Below are 15,552 nucleotides of genomic sequence, written 5' to 3'. Positions count from 1 at the left end.
ACGTGAGGGACACACGAGAGAGCCGGCTGCTCCTGGTGCTGCTGATCGCCATCGCGTTCGCGTTGATCACGGTGGACATCCGCGGCGGTGAGGATTCCCCTGTCGACGGCGCCCGATCCGCCGCCGCCACGGTTTTCGGCCCGATCGAGAACAGCGTGTCCGCGGCGGTCGACCCGGTCGGCAACGCGGTCGCCGCGATCCGCGACTCCGGCGAGCGCCACGACCGACTCGCCCGGCTGGAGCAGGAGAACGCCGCCCTCAAGGCGAAGCTGGGCAGCGACGACCGCGACCGCAGTCGGCTGCGGCAGCTGGACGAGATGCTGAAGATCGCGGGCCAGGGCCAGTACGGCATCAAGGGCGCCGAGGTCATCGCCATAGGAGCGGCCCAGGGCTTCTCCTGGACGATCACCATCGACGCCGGCGCGAACGACGGCATCCAGCGCGACATGACCGTCCTGAACGGGGACGGGCTGGTCGGGCGGGTCACCACCGTCGGCCCGAACACCGCGACCGTCCTCCTCGCCAACGACCCCGACTTCACCGTCGGCACCCGCATGGAGTCCAGCGACGAGCTCGGCTTCGCCTCCGGCCAGGGCGACCGACCGCTGCGCGTCGAACTCCTCAACGGCAAGGCCGAGGTGAAGAAGGGCGACCGCCTGGTCACCTTCGGCTCGCAGGCCGACAAGCCCTTCGTGCCCGGCGTCCCCGTCGGAGTCGTCTCCCGTGTCGACCCGTCCGGCGGCAACCTGACCCGCACCCTGTACGTCACGCCGTACGTCGGCTTCAGCAAGCTCGACATCGTCGGTGTCGTCGTCCAGGCCCCCGCGAAGGACCCACGCGACACCGTGCTCCCCGACAAACCCGAGCCGACTCCCAGGCCCACCGTGACGGTGACCGTCACGCCGTCCGGCGTGCCCCCGGTCGACGGCCAATACCAGTACGAGCAAGAGCAGTAGGAGCTGAAGCCACATGCGCGTCAACCGGATCCTGCTCTCCTCCGCCCTGGTCGTCGTCGCCCTGGTGGTCCAGGTGAGCGTCCTCGCCCGCCTCCACCTCCCGGGCGCCGTCCCCGACCTGCTGCTCCTGACCGTCCTGGGCCTCGCCATGGTCTACGGCCATGTCGGCGGCGCCCTCGTCGGCTTCGGCGCCGGACTGCTCGCCGATCTCGCCCCGCCCGCCGACCACGCCGCCGGCCGCTATGCGCTGGTGCTGTGTGTGATCGGCTACCTCGCCGGGCTCGCCAAGCCGGAGAACGGCCGGCTCAAATCGGCCACCGGGCCGATGGTGGTCGTGGTCGTCGCCGCGATCGGATCGACTCTGCTGTACGCCCTCGTCGGCGCCCTCGTCGGCGACACCGCCGCCCGCCATGTCGGGCTCGGCAGCCTGCTGTTCACGGCCGCGCTGTACGACCTGCTGCTGGCGCCGTTCGTGGTGCCCGGCATCATGGCGCTGGCCCGGCGCGCGGAGAACGACCCGCTCGCCGAGACCAACTCCCAGGCGAAGAAGCCCAGCATCTCCTCCGGCTGGCTCTCCGGCGGCACCGGCCTGCGCATCGGCGGCCAGCGCGGTGGGCTCGGCGGTGTGAAGAGCGGCCTGAAGGTGAAGGCCGGGCGGGCGCGGACGGCGCGCGCCGGGCGCATCAAGGGGGTCAAGCGGCTGTGAGGGCAGCGGAGTTCACCGGAACGAGTGAGCACAGCCGGAACCCGGCCTCGCGGGCCCTTCGTTCATCACTCGTACACACACAGTCGTATGCGCACTGGTACTCGCACCGGTACTCGCACTGAGAGGGGGAGGCAGCCGCAGTGACCAACATCCCCGAGACCGGCCGGACGCCACGCGTCCAGATCCGGCTCATCGTCATCCAAGTCCTCGTCCTCTCCCTCCTCGGCACCCTCGGCGGTCGCCTGTGGTACCTGCAGATCCGCGAGGGCGACGCCTACGCCAAGGAGGCGTCCGGCAACCACGTCCAGCAGGTCGTCCAGCCCGCAGTCCGCGGCTCGATCCTGGACGCACGCGGAGTGCCCCTCGCCGACAACGAGACACGGCTCGTGGTCTCCGCCTCTCGCACCGACCTACTGAAGATGAAGGACGACGGCAAGGCCGTCCTCACCAAGCTGGCCGGTGTGCTGGGCATGACGCCCAAGGAGGTCATGGAGAAGGTCCGGCTGTGCGACGCCGAGACGCCGCAGCCCTGCTGGAACGGCTCGCCGTACCAGCCGATCCCCATCACCGACGAGGCCACCCCCAAGCAGGCCCTGCAGATCCGTGAGCGCGCCGAGGACTTCCCCGGCATCACCGCCGAGCCGCAGGCCCTCCGCCGCTACCCGAGCCCCGGCGAGGCCAACACCGCCCAGGTCCTCGGCTACCTCTCCCCGGTCACCGACGAGGAACTCCAGCAGGCCCAGGACACCGACTCGCCCTACCTGCGCTCCGACCAGGTCGGCCGCTCCGGCCTGGAGCGCGAGTACGACAAGGAACTGCGCGGCAAGGCCGGCGTCACCCGCTACGAGGTCGACAACCTCGGCCGGGTCATCGGCCAGGCCGAGGCCGACGCCGCTCAGGCCGGCTCCAACCTCGTCACCAGCATCGACGCCCGCGTGCAGCGGGTCGCCGAGTACGAGCTGAACGACGCCATGAAAAAGGCCCGCGAGGGGTGGGACCGCAACACCAACGAGCGGTACAAGGCCGACTCGGGCGCGGTCGTCGTGATGGAGGCCAAGACCGGCCGCATCGTCGCCATGGCGTCCAACCCGACGTACGACCCGAACGCCTGGGTGGGCGGCATCTCCGCCAAGGACTACAAGAAGCTCACGGGCAAAGCCTCCAACTACCCGCTGCTCAACCGCGCGATCCAGGGGCAGTCGGCGCCCGGCTCCATCTTCAAGGTCGTCCCGACCGCCGCCGCGGTCAACGCGGGCTACTCCTTCGACGGCCCCTACCAGTGCTCCAGCTCGTACTCGATCGGCGGCCAGGTCTTCAAGAACTTCGAGGTCAGGGGGTACGGCCCGATCAGCCTGGGCCGCGCCTTGGAGGTCTCCTGCGACACCGTCTTCTACCGCCTCTCGCACGAGGAGTGGAAGCGGGACGGGGGCACCAAGCCGAAGAAGAACGCCAAGGACTGGTTCTACAAGACCGCCCACCAGTTCGGCCTCGGAGCGGAGACCGGCATCGACCTCCCCAACGAGGTCACCGGCCGCATCCCCGACCGCAAGTGGAAGCAGGACTACTGGAAGGCCAACAAGGACGCCTGGTGCAAGTACGGCAAGAAGGGCGGCTCGTACGCCGAGCAGATCGCCTACGAGAACTGCCTCGAAGGCAACCGGATGCGCGCCGGTGACTCGGTCAACTACTCCATCGGACAGGGCGACACCCTCGTCACCCCCATCCAGATGGCCACCATTTACGCGGCCATCTCCAACGGCGGCACGCTGTACGACCCCACCGTCGGCAAGGCCGTCCTCAGCGCCGACGGCAAGAGCGTCCAGGAGATCGAGCCCAAGTCGCACGGCAAGCTGCCCATGAGCCGGCAGACGCTCGCCGAGATGGACGACGCCCTCGCCGGCGTGGCCACCCGCGGCACCGCCGCCTGGCGGTTCGCCGATGTCGGCTGGCCGCAGGACAAGATCCCGATGCACGCCAAGACCGGTACCGCGGAGGTCTACGGCAAGCAGACGACCTCGTGGTTCGCGACGTACACCAAGGACTACGCGGTCGTCATGACGATCTCCCAGGGTGGTACGGGTTCCGGCGCCTCGGGTCCGGCCGTGCGCAACATCTACGACGCGCTGTACGGCGTCTCCGACGACGGCACGATCAACAAGAAGAACGCGCTGCTGTCGACGCCGCAGAAGAACCTGCCGAAGGTCCGGACGGACGGGACCATCACCTCGCCGAAGGTCTCCAAGGACCCGGCGAAGGAGCAGCGGGCCAGTCAGAAGAACGAGGCCGCGCCGGACGAGCAGCCGCTCGCCGGGACGGTCGCGACGCCCACGGCCGAGAACCGGGACACCCGGCGCAGGCGCAGCAGGAGCCGCAGGCGGGGAAGCCGGAGGTTGCTCACATGACCGGCGTCAACAGCTTCCAGGTCTCCGGGTACGGGCCCGAACGGGCGGGCTGGACCCGCCTGTTCGCCCGCGACTCGCTCGCCCGTCGGCTCGACTGGCCGATACTGCTGGCGGCGACGACACTGTCGCTGATCGGCTCGCTGCTCGTCTTCTCGGCGACCCGCAACCGCACCGAGCTCAACCAGGACGACCCGTACTACTTTCTGGTCCGGCATCTGCTGAACACCGGCATCGGGCTCGCCCTGATGGTCGGCACGGTCTGGCTGGGGCACCGCACCCTGCGCACCGCGGTGCCGATCCTGTACGGCCTCTCGGTCTTCCTGATCCTGCTGGTGCTCACCCCGCTCGGCTCCACGATCAACGGCGCCCACTCCTGGATCAAGCTCCCCGGCGGCTTCTCCCTCCAGCCCTCGGAGTTCGTGAAGATCACGATCATCCTGGGCATGGCGATGCTGCTGGCCACGAGAGTGGACGCGGGGGACAAGCAGTACCCCGACCATCGCACGGTGGTGCAGGCGCTGGGCCTGGCCGCCGTACCGATGCTGGTCGTGATGCTCATGCCCGACCTCGGCTCGGTCATGGTGATGGTGGTGATCGTGCTGGGCGTGCTGCTCGCGTCCGGGGCCTCCAACCGCTGGGTCTTCGGGCTGATCGGCGCGGGGACGACGGGCGCCATCGCGGTCTGGCAGCTGGGCGTCCTGGACGACTACCAGATCGCCCGGTTCGCGGCCTTCGCGAACCCCAGCCTCGACCCCGCGGGCGTCGGCTACAACACCAACCAGGCACGCATCGCGATCGGTTCGGGCGGACTGTCGGGCTCGGGGCTGTTCCACGGCTCGCAGACGACCGGCCAGTTCGTGCCGGAGCAGCAGACCGACTTCGTCTTCACGGTGGCGGGGGAGGAGTTGGGCTTCGTCGGCGGCGGGCTGATCATCCTGCTCCTCGGCGTGATCCTGTGGCGGGCCTGCCGTATCGCGCGCGAGACGACCGAGCTGTACGGGACGATCGTCGCGGCGGGCATCGTGGCGTGGTTCGCCTTCCAGGCGTTCGAGAACATCGGGATGACCCTGGGGATCATGCCGGTGACCGGTCTGCCGCTGCCGTTCGTGTCGTACGGCGGATCGTCGATGTTCGCGGTGTGGGTGGCGGTGGGGTTGCTGCAGTCGATCCGGGTGCAGCGGCCGATGTCCGCGTAGGCCTTTGGTGGTGGGGCCGTGTGGGCGGTCGCCGTTGGCCAGGGCGGCCGTCCTGGGGAGGGTGCCGTCCCTCAGGTCCCCCTGGGCCACCAGGCCCCCGCTTCGGCATGCACGGTGTCGTCCTCCGTCGCCGGACGGGCCGAATCGGTTTACCTGGGGTTCATGGCTGGTAAGCCCTGTCACCACGTCGTGACTCGCACTAGATTCGGGTCATGGCGGACACAAAGCGCGAGATTGAGCGGAAGTACGAATCCGACCACAGCGGCCTGCCCGACCTGACCGGCGTCGCGGGGGTCGAGACCGTCGTCGACAAGGGTGTGGTCCACCTGGACGCCACCTATTACGACACCGCGGACGAACGCCTCACCGCGTCCTCGATCACCTTGCGCCGCCGCACCGGCGGATCGGACGCGGGCTGGCACCTGAAGTTCCCCGTCTCCGAGGGCGTCCGCGACGAGATCCGCGCCCCGCTCTCCGACACCCTCCCCGACGAGCTCGCCGCTCTGGTCCGCTCCCGGGTCCGGGCCGTCGAACTGCTGCCCGTGGTCCGGCTGCGATCGGACCGTGATGTGCGTGACCTCCTCGACGCGGAGGGACGGCTGCTGGCGGAGGTCAGCGTGGACGCCGTGCGCGCCGAGCGGCTCAGTGGCGGCGTCGGAGACGCCCAGTGGACCGAGATCGAGGTGGAGCTCGCCGACGGCGGCGACCCGGCCTTCCTCGACAAGGTGGAGAAGCGGCTGCGCAAGGCGGGCGTGCGGCCGTCCGCGTCCTTCTCCAAGCTGGGCCGGGCCCTCGCGGAGACCGCACCCAAGAAGAAGCGTTCCGCCGCCTCGCTCGGCGCCCCCGTGACCGCCGGTGACCATGTGCTCGCGTACGTCCGTGCCCAGCGGGACGCGATCGTCGAGCTCGACCCGGCCGTACGCCAGGACGTCGAGGACTCCGTGCACAGCATGCGCGTCGCCACCCGCCGGATGCGCAGCACCTTCAAGTCGTACGGCAAGGTCCTGGACCGGGCCGTCACCGACCCGATCGGCGACGAGCTGAAGTGGCTGGCCGGCGAACTGGGCGTGGACCGGGACCGCGAGGTGCTGACCGAGCGCCTGACGGCGGCCCTCGACGAGGTGCCCCACACCCTGGTCTCCGGCCCGATCGCGGAGCGCCTGGGCACCTGGGCGAGCGCCAAGCACGGCGGGGCCCGCGGCAAGCTGATCGGCGTCCTGGACTCCCAGCGCTACCTCACCCTGCTCGACACCCTGGACGCGCTGATCGCGGACCCGCCGCTGCTGAAGGCGGCCGGGAAGAAGCCCCGCAAGGTGATCGCCAAGGCCGTGCGGAAGGACTTCCGGAAGGTCACCGGGCTCGTCGGACAGGCGCTGGAGCTGGAGCCCGGCACCGACCGGGACGTCGCGATCCACGAGGCCCGCAAGAAGACCAAGCGCACCCGTTACGCGGCCGAGACGGCCCGCCCTGTCCTCGGCAAGCCCGCCAAGGCCATGGTCAAGTCCATGAAGTCCCTGCAGAACCTGCTCGGGGAGCACCAGGACAGCGTGATGGCCCGGCAGACCCTGCGCGAGCTGTCCGCGGTCGCCCACGCGGCGGGGGAGAGCGCCTTCACATACGGGCTGCTCTACGGGCGTGAGGAGCAGCGGGCGGAGGCCGTGGAGGCCGAGCTGCCCGGGTTCTGGGACGGGATCAAGGACGAGGCGGACGCCCTCTGACCTTCCGGGCGTACGGGGGGTGGTCGCGGCCGCGTTAGGCTAGATGGTCACCCCTGTCAGTTCTGTCCCGCTCACGAAGGTCGCGAGATGCCTGCCGAAGTCGCTGCGTCGGTTTTCCCGCAGCTCGAAGCTCTGCTCCCGCATGTGCAGAAGCCGATCCAGTACGTCGGCGGAGAGCTCAACTCCACGGTCAAGCCGTGGGAGTCCTGCGACGTCCGCTGGGCGCTCATGTACCCGGACGCGTACGAGGTCGGGCTGCCCAACCAGGGCGTCATGATCCTCTACGAGGTCCTGAACGAGCAGGAGGGCGTCCTCGCCGAGCGCACGTACAGCGTGTGGCCGGACCTGGAGGCGCTGATGCGCGAGCAGGACGTCCCGCAGTTCACGGTGGACAGCCACCGGCCGGTGCGCGCGTTCGACGTGTTCGGGCTGAGCTTCTCCACCGAGCTGGGTTACACGAACATGCTGACGGCCCTGGACCTGGCGGGCATCCCGCTGGAGTCGAAGGACCGGACGCTCGACGACCCGATCGTGCTGGCCGGCGGCCATGCGGCCTTCAACCCGGAGCCGATCGCGGACTTCATCGACGCGGCGATCATCGGCGACGGCGAGCAGGCCGTGCTGGACATGACGAAGATCATCCGCGAGTGGAAGGCGGAGGGGCAGCCGGGCGGCCGCGAGGAGGTCCTCTTCCGCCTCGCGAAGACGGGCTCGGTGTACATCCCGGCGTTCTACGACGTCGAGTACCTCGCCGATGGCCGTATCGCCCGCGTCGTACCGAACAAGTCGGGTGTCCCGTGGCGCGTGTCGAAGCACACCGTCATGGACCTCGACGAGTGGCCGTACCCCAAGCAGCCCCTGGTCCCCCTCGCCGAGACGGTCCACGAGCGCATGTCGGTGGAGATCTTCCGCGGCTGCACCCGGGGCTGCCGCTTCTGCCAGGCGGGCATGATCACGCGCCCGGTGCGCGAGCGCTCGATCACGGGCATCGGCGACATGGTCGACAAGGGCCTGAAGGCGACGGGCTTCGAAGAGGTCGGCCTCCTGTCCCTCTCATCGGCCGACCACAGCGAGATCGGCGACATCGCGAAGGGCCTGGCGGACAGGTACGAGGAGGACAAGATCGGCCTGTCCCTCCCCTCCACCCGCGTGGACGCGTTCAACGTGGACCTGGCGAACGAGCTCACGAGGAACGGCCGTAGGTCGGGCCTGACCTTCGCCCCCGAGGGCGGCTCCGAGCGCATGCGCAAGGTCATCAACAAGATGGTCTCCGAAGAGGACCTGATCCGTACGGTCGCGACTGCGTACGGCAACGGCTGGCGCCAGGTGAAGCTGTACTTCATGTGCGGCCTGCCGACGGAGACCGACGACGACGTCCTGCAGATCGCGGACATGGCGATGAGCGTGATCGCCAAGGGCCGTGAGGTCTCGAGGTCCAACGACATCCGCTGCACTGTCTCGATCGGCGGCTTCGTCCCCAAGCCCCACACGCCGTTCCAGTGGGCGCCGCAGCTGAGCGCGGAGGAGACGGACGCCCGTCTCGAGAAGCTCCGCGACAAGATCCGCGGCGACAAGAAGTACGGCCGCTCGATCGGCTTCCGCTACCACGACGGCAAGCCCGGCATCGTCGAGGGCCTCCTCTCCCGGGGCGACCGCCGCATCGGCTCGGTCATCCGCGCGGTCTACGAGGACGGCGGCCGCTTCGACGGCTGGCGCGAGCACTTCTCCTACGACCGCTGGATGAGTTGCGCCGACAAGGCGCTGGCCCCCTTCGGCGTCGACGTCGACTGGTACACGACGCGCGAGCGCACGTACGAGGAGGTCCTGCCCTGGGACCACCTCGACTCCGGCCTCGACAAGGACTGGCTCTGGGAGGACTGGCAGGACGCCCTCGACGAGACCGAGGTGGAGGACTGCCGGTGGACGCCGTGCTTCGACTGTGGGGTGTGCCCGCAGATGGACACGCAGATCCAGATCGGACCGACCGGGAAGAAGCTGCTGCCTCTTACGGTCAAGAACGCCGCGCCGGCGCCGGCGTCGAGCGGTCACTCGCACTGAGTCGAGCGGTCACGCGCACTGAGGTGAGCGGGGCGTTCGGGCGGGTGGTTCAGGCGCCGGCGGGACTGGGCCAGGGCGAGGTCGCGGGCGCCTTGGCCTACGTCGGTGCGTCGAGTTGCCGGGAGTCTGCGCAGGCGGCCGTTTCTCATATGCGGCTGCCGGGCCTCTGAGGGGCCGTGGACATCCATTCCGAAGTGGACTGGGTCTGAACGCTCCGCGTGGCCGAGAGGCCTGTTGGCGGCCCCTTTGAGCCCCCTCGAGTCGGAGGGGGCTCTGCGGTTTGCGAGGCGGGTTCGGCGGCGTCGAGGGGCTTGGCCCCCGCTGGCTGTGCGCACGCTGGTGACCTGCGCGGACTGTTGATTTCTGCGGCCCTTGGCAAGTTGGCATCCAGGACCGTGATTGCTGGATAAAGTCGGATTGTCGCATCTGGTTGCGGGGGCAACCATCGCTTGGTCGGCGCTGCCGACATCCTGGGGAGGGGCTGAGCGCATGAGTCGTCGCTCTGCTGGTTTCGTCAACACGTGGGCTGAGGCGCAGCGCCAGTATCAGCGTCAGATCGAGGCCGAGCAGCGGCGGCGCCGTGAGGAAGCGCGACTGGCGCGGGACTGTCAGCGGCGTGCTGCTCAGGGGCACCGGGAGTACCGGCAGGCGGAGGCCAGGCGACGGACGGCGGAGCTGGACGCGCAGGTTGGGGCCTTGCAGGGCTTCCTGACCGAGGGATGTCGGGGACCGGCCTTCAGGGCGTCGTCCCTGATGCGTGTGGAAGACATTCCGCCGTTCGACCCCGGACAGCTGGCGTGGCCTGTCCTCATGCCGGATCCGAGCCAGTACCAGGCTCAGGGCGGCTGGACGGCCGGCCGGCGTGCACAGGCGGAGGCCGAGGCACGTACCCGCTTCGAGCACGAGTGGCACAGGGCACAGGCGGCCGAAGCCCAGCGCCGGCAGCAATTAGCCGCCGCCCAGAGGGAGTACGACCAAAGGGCCGAGACACAGCGAGCCGAGGTGCGACGGCACAACGCCGGCATCAGCGAGGCGACCGCAGGGCTCAGGCGAGGCAACCCTGAGCTCGTGGTCGAGTACTTTTCGGCCGCCCTCTACGCGTCGACCGCCTGGCCCGAGGCATTCCCCAGGCAGGTGGCGGCTGCCTTTGATCCGGCGGCACGGCAGTTGGTGCTGGAGTGGGAGCTGCCCTCGTACGACGTCGTCCCGGAAGCGAAGTCGGTGCGGTACGTACCGGCTGACGACCAGGACAAGGAGACGGCGCGTCCGGTGACGCAGCGCCGTGCGCTGTACCGGGAGGTGCTGGCGCAGAGCCTGCTGCTGGTCCTGCACCAGCTCTTCGCGGCGGACGAGCACGGCGTCCTCGACTCGGTCGCGCTGAACGGCTTCGTGGACGCTCCCGACCCCGCGACCGGCAGGCAGTCCCACATCGTCCTGGCCACCGTGATGGCTCAGCGGGCGATCTTCACCGGCCTGCATCTGGAACAGGTGGACGCGACCAGCTGTCTGACGGAAGCGCTTCGTGGACAGCTCTCCAGCCGCCCCGACCAACTCACTTCCGTACGGCCGAGCCGGCGGCCCCAGGACGTCGGAAACCAGGTCGTCACCCACGGGGGCGGTGGCGAGGAACCGGACCTGTACGACATGGATCCGATCGCCTTCGAGCGCCTCGTCGCCGATCTGTTCCGGGCCATGGGGATGCAGGCCGTGACCACGCAGCGTTCGAACGACGGTGGTGTGGATGTCGACGCGCTGGACCCGACTCCCATCCGGGGCGGCAAGATCGTCGTCCAGGTGAAGCGCTACCGCAACACGGTGCCGCCCACCGCGGTGCGCGACCTGTACGGCACGGTCCAGGACGCTGGCGCCAACAAGGGCGTTCTGGTGACCACGTCGGGTTTCGGCCCCGGCTCGCACACCTTTGCTCGCGGAAAGCCGTTGGAGCTCATCTCGGGCGGTGAACTCGTCGACCTGCTGCACCGGCACGGACTGCGCGGACGCCTGGGGGAGGGCGGACGACAGGCTCCCGCGCGGCCGACGCCGTCCGCCCCCGCGGCTTCGTACGACGATTACAACGTGCTGGGCATGACGTGGTCCGGGAACGTCGCGCTGGACGTCTGCGCCCTCGTCTGCCAGGGCAACCGGGTCCTGAGCGAGGACCACTTCGTCTTCTTCAACAACCCTCGGACCCCGGACGGTTCGGTGCGTGCGGTTTCGGCCACTGCGCCCGACAAGGCGGCGATCAGGGTCTCCTTCGACGCCCTGCCGGCGGGCGCTGACCGGCTCGTCCTGGTCGCGGCCGTGGACCCGGAGGTGAACCCGAACGCTGATCTCTCCGGCTTCACCGACGCCTGTATCCGCCTGCTCGACCCATCGATGACCGAACTCGGCCGTCTGGAGGTCTCCGACGGCCGCTCCGGGGAGACGGCACTGGTACTCGGCTCCTTCCGGCACCGGTCCAGTGGCGACTGGGATTTCGTGCTCGGCGGCAAGGGGTACGGGGGAGGCCTGGAGCAGCTTGTCCAGGACCATGGCATCGAAGTGGAGTAGCTCCGAAGCGCCGAGCGCCTGAACACCGGACGTCGCACCGGCCTCCCGGGCGCGCCATGTGACGCGTGAGCCCCCTTCCGTTCGGAAGGGGGCTCAGGGCTTCCCGTTGCTATCGTTTCGGAGCTGACGAAGTGGTACGGGGGGCGTTTGATGAGGAGAGTCGGCGGGCGGTCGCGGCAGCCGGGGGTGGGCTGGACCATCGGGAGCCTGGCCCTCGTGGCGGTGCTGTTCGTGTCCCTCGAGACAACGGCGGGGCTGCTTCCGGATGCAGTGAAGTCGGTGGTGGGCGACACGCCGCGTGTGATCGCGATCGTCCTGGTCGTTCTCGTCGTCGTCGCATGCACCGCTCTGTACATCCGCCACCTGCGAGCCAAGGTGGAGGCTGCCGCTGCGGCCGAGGACCTTGGCGAGGAGCAGGTCCGACGCGAACGCGCGGCACTGCTCCAACGCGTGCACAGCACGTGGACCCGGGACCTCACCCTTCGGTGGAACGACGCCGTACGGATCGAGGTCGGCCTGCAGGACACCCCGACCGCGGTCCACGACCCGTGGGGCCCCCGCGCGTTGACGACGGATACGGGCACGTCGCTGCCCGACGGCACCACCATGCGGGACGTGTTCGAGCAGCACGGCCATCAGTTGCTGGTGCTCGGTGCGCCGGGTGCCGGAAAGACGGTGCACCTCCTGGAGTTGACGGCCGCCCTGGTACAGGAGGCACAGGCGGACGCCGAGGCGCCCGTGCCGGTCTTCCTGCTGCTGACGAACTGGCGTGGCGGATCGCTGGAGGACTGGCTGATCTCGGAGCTGCGCAACCGGTACCGGGTCTCCTCCGCGGTCGCGTCCGCGCTGCTGGCCCAGGGAGGACTCTGCTTCGTGCTCGACGGGCTGGACGAAGTGGACCCGGAGCAGGAAGAGGAGTGCGTTGCGCGCATCAACGCGTTCATCTCCGCCGACGGGTATCCGCACTGCTTCCTCGCCCTTTCCTGCCGGGTGGCCGACTACGGTCGCCTGCGCGAGAAGCTGACGGTGAACGGGGCGGTGACCGTGCAACCGCTGCCCGTGCCCGCCGTGCACACCTTTCTGAACGCGGCGGGGACCCGGGTACGGGCGCTGCGCGCGGCCGCGGCGGCCGACCCCGATCTCGCCAGGCTGCTGACCACTCCGCTGATGCTGGGCATCGCCGTGCTCGCCTACTCCGGTGTGGACGAGGGCTCGGTGTCCAGCTCCGGCACCCTGGAGGAACGCCGGGGACTGGTCTACGACGCGTTCCTGGAGCGGATGGTCACGCGTGACCGCACGCTGCGGGGCGAGCACACCACCGCAAGGTTCGGCCTGCGCCAGGTCGAGAGCCGTCTGCTGCTCATGGCGCGGGTCATGAACGCATACCAGGCCACGGTCGTCTACCCGAAGGATCCCTTCCGGCTCGAGTTCCAGGCGCCCCCCGAGGTGTTGGACGAGATCTACCGCGGGAGGGCGTTCATGCGGGCGGCGACGGCGCCGGTCAGGTTCCTGTACGCGTCCTCCTCGGTTTTCGCGACAGCCATCTCCGTCTACACGCGCACCGCCTTGCCCTTGCTTACCCGGAGCGCGTTCCCCTACCTGCAGAAGGGCTTCGTCACATTCGCCCGCGAGCGTGCTCTCCTGCGGGACTCGGGGGGCGGGGTGGCCTTCATCCACAAGACGTTCCAGGACCACCTCGCGAGGCGAGTGAGCGCCTTGACTCTCGAGCAGCAGCGGGAACTGCTCGAGCAGTCCAGGGCTTGACACGATCTCCATCCCCGATCCGCATCCGCCCGGCCCGTTCCGGCGTCTACGACGACATGGACCTCGAAAAACCGCCACCAAAGCGCCAGGACCCCGAAGGGTGCCTGGTCGTCGCGATCCGGATCCCGGTGCGGATCGTCGTGCTCGTGCTGGTCGTGCCCGTGCGGATGGTGTGGGACGCCCTCGTCGTCGGCGGGCGCTTCCTGAACGACACGGTGCTGCGGCCGCTGGGGCGGGCGTTGCTGTGGCTCGGGCGGGCGGTGTTCGTCTGGCCGTTCGTGGCGCTGTGGCGGTACGTCGTCGTGCCCGTCGCGAAGGGGCTCGCCTGGCTCGGGAACGTGCTCTTCGTCGTACCTGCGGTGTGGCTGTACCGGTACGTCCTGACTCCCGTCGGGCACGCGTGCGCGTGGCTGGCGCGAGGGATCGGGGCCGGGCTGGAGTGGCTCTACGCGCGCGTGCTCACCCCGGTCGGGCATGCGGTGATGTGGGTCCTCAGGGGGCTTGGTGCGGTGCTCGCCGCGATCGGGCTCGGGGTGTTCGGCGCGGTGGCATGGCTGGTGCGCTATCTGCTGGTCGTCCCCGCCCGGTGGGTCTACGAGTGGATCCTCGCGCCGGTGGGGCGGGCGATCGCCTGGTGCGCGAGGGGCCTTGTGTGGCTCGTGAGCACGGTCGCCACGGGGATCGGTATCGCGCTGTACTGGACCGCGCGCGTGCTGCTCGTACTGCCCGCGGTGGGCCTGTACCGGTGGGTCCTCGCGCCCGTCGGCCGTGTGCTCGCCGTCATCGGCAGGGAGATCTGGGATGCGCTCGGGCACGCTTGGCGGGTCGCCGAGCGGATCTCGCTCGCCGTCGGACGCTTCCTCGCCACCCTCTTGCGATGGATCTTCGTGGAGCCGGTGCGCTGGGTGTACCGGACGGTGCTCACGCCGGTCGGGCACGTCGTCCGGGGCGCGGTGCTGTGGCCCGTCGCCGAGGCCGCCCGCAGTGTGGGGCGCGCCACCCGGCAGGCGCTCAGCGCCACCCGCGAGTCCGTACGGCAGGCGCGGGCCGACTTCCGGCGGATGCTGTTCGGGGAACCGAAGCAGCGGGAGACGGTGGCCCGGCGGGAACCTACGGGCCGTGAGACACGTACTCTTGGTAGCAGTACGACCGCTCTCACGAAGGACTGAACGACACTGGGCAAGCGACAGCCCGAAGGCCCGCCGCCCGCACCCGCGGTGCAGCGCATCCGACTGCGTTACACCAAGCGCGGCCGCCTCCGGTTCACCAGCCACCGTGACTTCCAGCGCGCCTTCGAGCGTGCGTTGCGCCGCGCCGAGGTGCCGATGGCGTACTCGGCGGGGTTCACGCCGCATCCGAAGGTGTCGTACGCCAATGCCGCACCCACCGGCACGGGCAGTGAGGCGGAGTACCTGGAGATCGCACTCACCGAGGCGCGCGATCCGGAGCAGTTGAGAGCGCTTCTCGACGAGTCGCTGCCCGCCGGGCTGGACATCACCGAGGCGGTCGAGGCCCGGGTCTCCGGGCTCGCCGACCGGCTCACGGCGTCCGTCTGGGAGCTGCGGCTCGACGGCGTGGACCCGGCGGAAGCCGAGCGCGCGGTCGCGGCCTTCAACGCCGCCGGGACGGTCGAGGTCCAGCGCATGACCAAGAACGGCGTGCGCACCTTCGACGCCCGCCCGGCGGTCGTCCACCTCGAAAGCACCGACGGAACGGAAACACACAGTTCGGCAGCTGATAGGCCGACCGACCAGGCCTGTGCGATACTGCGGCTGGTTGTTCGGCACGTGACGCCTGCCGTACGACCCGACGACGTCCTGTCCGGTCTCCGCGCCGTGGCCGACCTGGCGCCGCCGGTCCCCGCAGCGGTGACCAGGCTGGCGCAGGGGCTGTTCGATGAAGAGACCGGCACGGTGACCGACCCGCTCGCGCCCGACCGCGAGGCAGCGACGGCCCCAACCGAGGCCGAGACCGCTGCCGCCGCGACGGCGCCGGCGTAAGTCAGGTTCCGCGTAGGGACGGACGTCGAAGCGCCGCCCTCGTACTCGGGAGCCACCTGGGTCGGGCAGCGAACCGACCAGAAGACTTTCGCCAGGCCGTACGCATTCGGCGTACGGAACCGGCGAGACAGGACACAGAGAGCTCCCGTGCGGCGCCCGCGCCCCGGACGGCGGTTGTCGCGCGATGCGCGAGCCGCGGACG

General features: G+C 69.7%; 10 protein-coding genes. All 10 read left to right on the top strand.

Annotated elements, in window-relative coordinates:
* The first annotated feature begins 2 nt into the window (after positions 1-2).
* The 10 genes from mreC (at position 3) to AB5J49_RS16230 (ending at position 15,350) form a co-directional block, all read left to right on the top strand.
* On the top strand, positions 3-956 hold the full coding sequence (gene mreC / locus AB5J49_RS16275; RefSeq protein ID WP_369169355.1) for a rod shape-determining protein MreC: 954 nt from the start codon (positions 3-5) through the stop codon (positions 954-956).
* A gap of 13 nt (positions 957-969) precedes the next feature.
* Complete coding sequence (gene mreD / locus AB5J49_RS16270) at positions 970-1,662, top strand: rod shape-determining protein MreD (RefSeq protein ID WP_369169354.1); 693 nt, start codon at positions 970-972, stop codon at positions 1,660-1,662.
* 140 nt (positions 1,663-1,802) lie between these two features.
* Positions 1,803-4,064, top strand: coding sequence for a penicillin-binding protein 2 (mrdA, locus tag AB5J49_RS16265; RefSeq protein ID WP_369169353.1), 2,262 nt, complete (start codon positions 1,803-1,805; stop codon positions 4,062-4,064).
* The gene (gene rodA, locus AB5J49_RS16260) at positions 4,061-5,260 is read left to right on the top strand and encodes a rod shape-determining protein RodA (RefSeq protein WP_369169352.1); all 1,200 of its coding nucleotides are present in this window, start codon (positions 4,061-4,063) and stop codon (positions 5,258-5,260) included. The genes mrdA and rodA overlap by 4 nt, the downstream gene beginning before the upstream one ends.
* A 212-nt stretch (positions 5,261-5,472) precedes the next feature.
* Positions 5,473-6,978, top strand: a complete 1,506-nt coding sequence (locus tag AB5J49_RS16255) for a CHAD domain-containing protein (protein WP_369169351.1) — start codon at positions 5,473-5,475, stop codon at positions 6,976-6,978.
* Positions 6,979-7,065: 87 nt separating this feature from the next.
* Positions 7,066-9,036 carry a TIGR03960 family B12-binding radical SAM protein gene (locus AB5J49_RS16250; RefSeq protein WP_369169350.1) on the top strand — a complete coding sequence of 657 codons (1,971 nt, stop codon included), beginning with the start codon at positions 7,066-7,068 and terminating at the stop codon, positions 9,034-9,036.
* Positions 9,037-9,525: 489 nt separating this feature from the next.
* Positions 9,526-11,586 (top strand): restriction endonuclease, encoded by a 2,061-nt coding sequence (locus AB5J49_RS16245; RefSeq protein ID WP_369169349.1) that lies wholly within the window; start codon positions 9,526-9,528, stop codon positions 11,584-11,586.
* Between the two features lie 150 nt (positions 11,587-11,736).
* Entirely contained in the window at positions 11,737-13,350 is a 1,614-nt protein-coding gene (locus AB5J49_RS16240) for an NACHT domain-containing NTPase (protein ID WP_369169348.1), read from the top strand.
* 56 nt (positions 13,351-13,406) lie between these two features.
* A complete protein-coding gene (locus tag AB5J49_RS16235) occupies positions 13,407-14,519 on the top strand; it encodes a hypothetical protein (protein ID WP_369175151.1) in 1,113 nt (370 codons plus the stop codon).
* Positions 14,520-14,567: 48 nt separating this feature from the next.
* The gene (locus AB5J49_RS16230; RefSeq protein WP_369169347.1) at positions 14,568-15,350 is read left to right on the top strand and encodes a TIGR03936 family radical SAM-associated protein; all 783 of its coding nucleotides are present in this window, start codon (positions 14,568-14,570) and stop codon (positions 15,348-15,350) included.
* Positions 15,351-15,552: the final 202 nt, after the last annotated feature.

It is taken from the genome of Streptomyces sp. R28 (assembly GCF_041052385.1).
GTDB lineage: Bacteria > Actinomycetota > Actinomycetes > Streptomycetales > Streptomycetaceae > Streptomyces.
This window is presented reverse-complemented; position numbering and strand designations above follow the sequence as displayed.

Excerpts from the sequence above, each read along its gene's own strand:
- AB5J49_RS16255 (WP_369169351.1), top strand. The coding sequence starts at position 5,473 with ATGGCGGACACAAAGCGCGAGATTGAGCGGAAGTACGAATCCGACCAC.
- AB5J49_RS16250 (WP_369169350.1), top strand. The coding sequence starts at position 7,066 with ATGCCTGCCGAAGTCGCTGCGTCGGTTTTCCCGCAGCTCGAAGCTCTG.
- mreD (WP_369169354.1), top strand. The coding sequence starts at position 970 with ATGCGCGTCAACCGGATCCTGCTCTCCTCCGCCCTGGTCGTCGTCGCC.
- AB5J49_RS16245 (WP_369169349.1), top strand. The coding sequence starts at position 9,526 with ATGAGTCGTCGCTCTGCTGGTTTCGTCAACACGTGGGCTGAGGCGCAG.
- rodA (WP_369169352.1), top strand. The coding sequence starts at position 4,061 with ATGACCGGCGTCAACAGCTTCCAGGTCTCCGGGTACGGGCCCGAACGG.
- AB5J49_RS16235 (WP_369175151.1), top strand. The coding sequence starts at position 13,407 with ATGGACCTCGAAAAACCGCCACCAAAGCGCCAGGACCCCGAAGGGTGC.
- AB5J49_RS16240 (WP_369169348.1), top strand. The coding sequence starts at position 11,737 with ATGAGGAGAGTCGGCGGGCGGTCGCGGCAGCCGGGGGTGGGCTGGACC.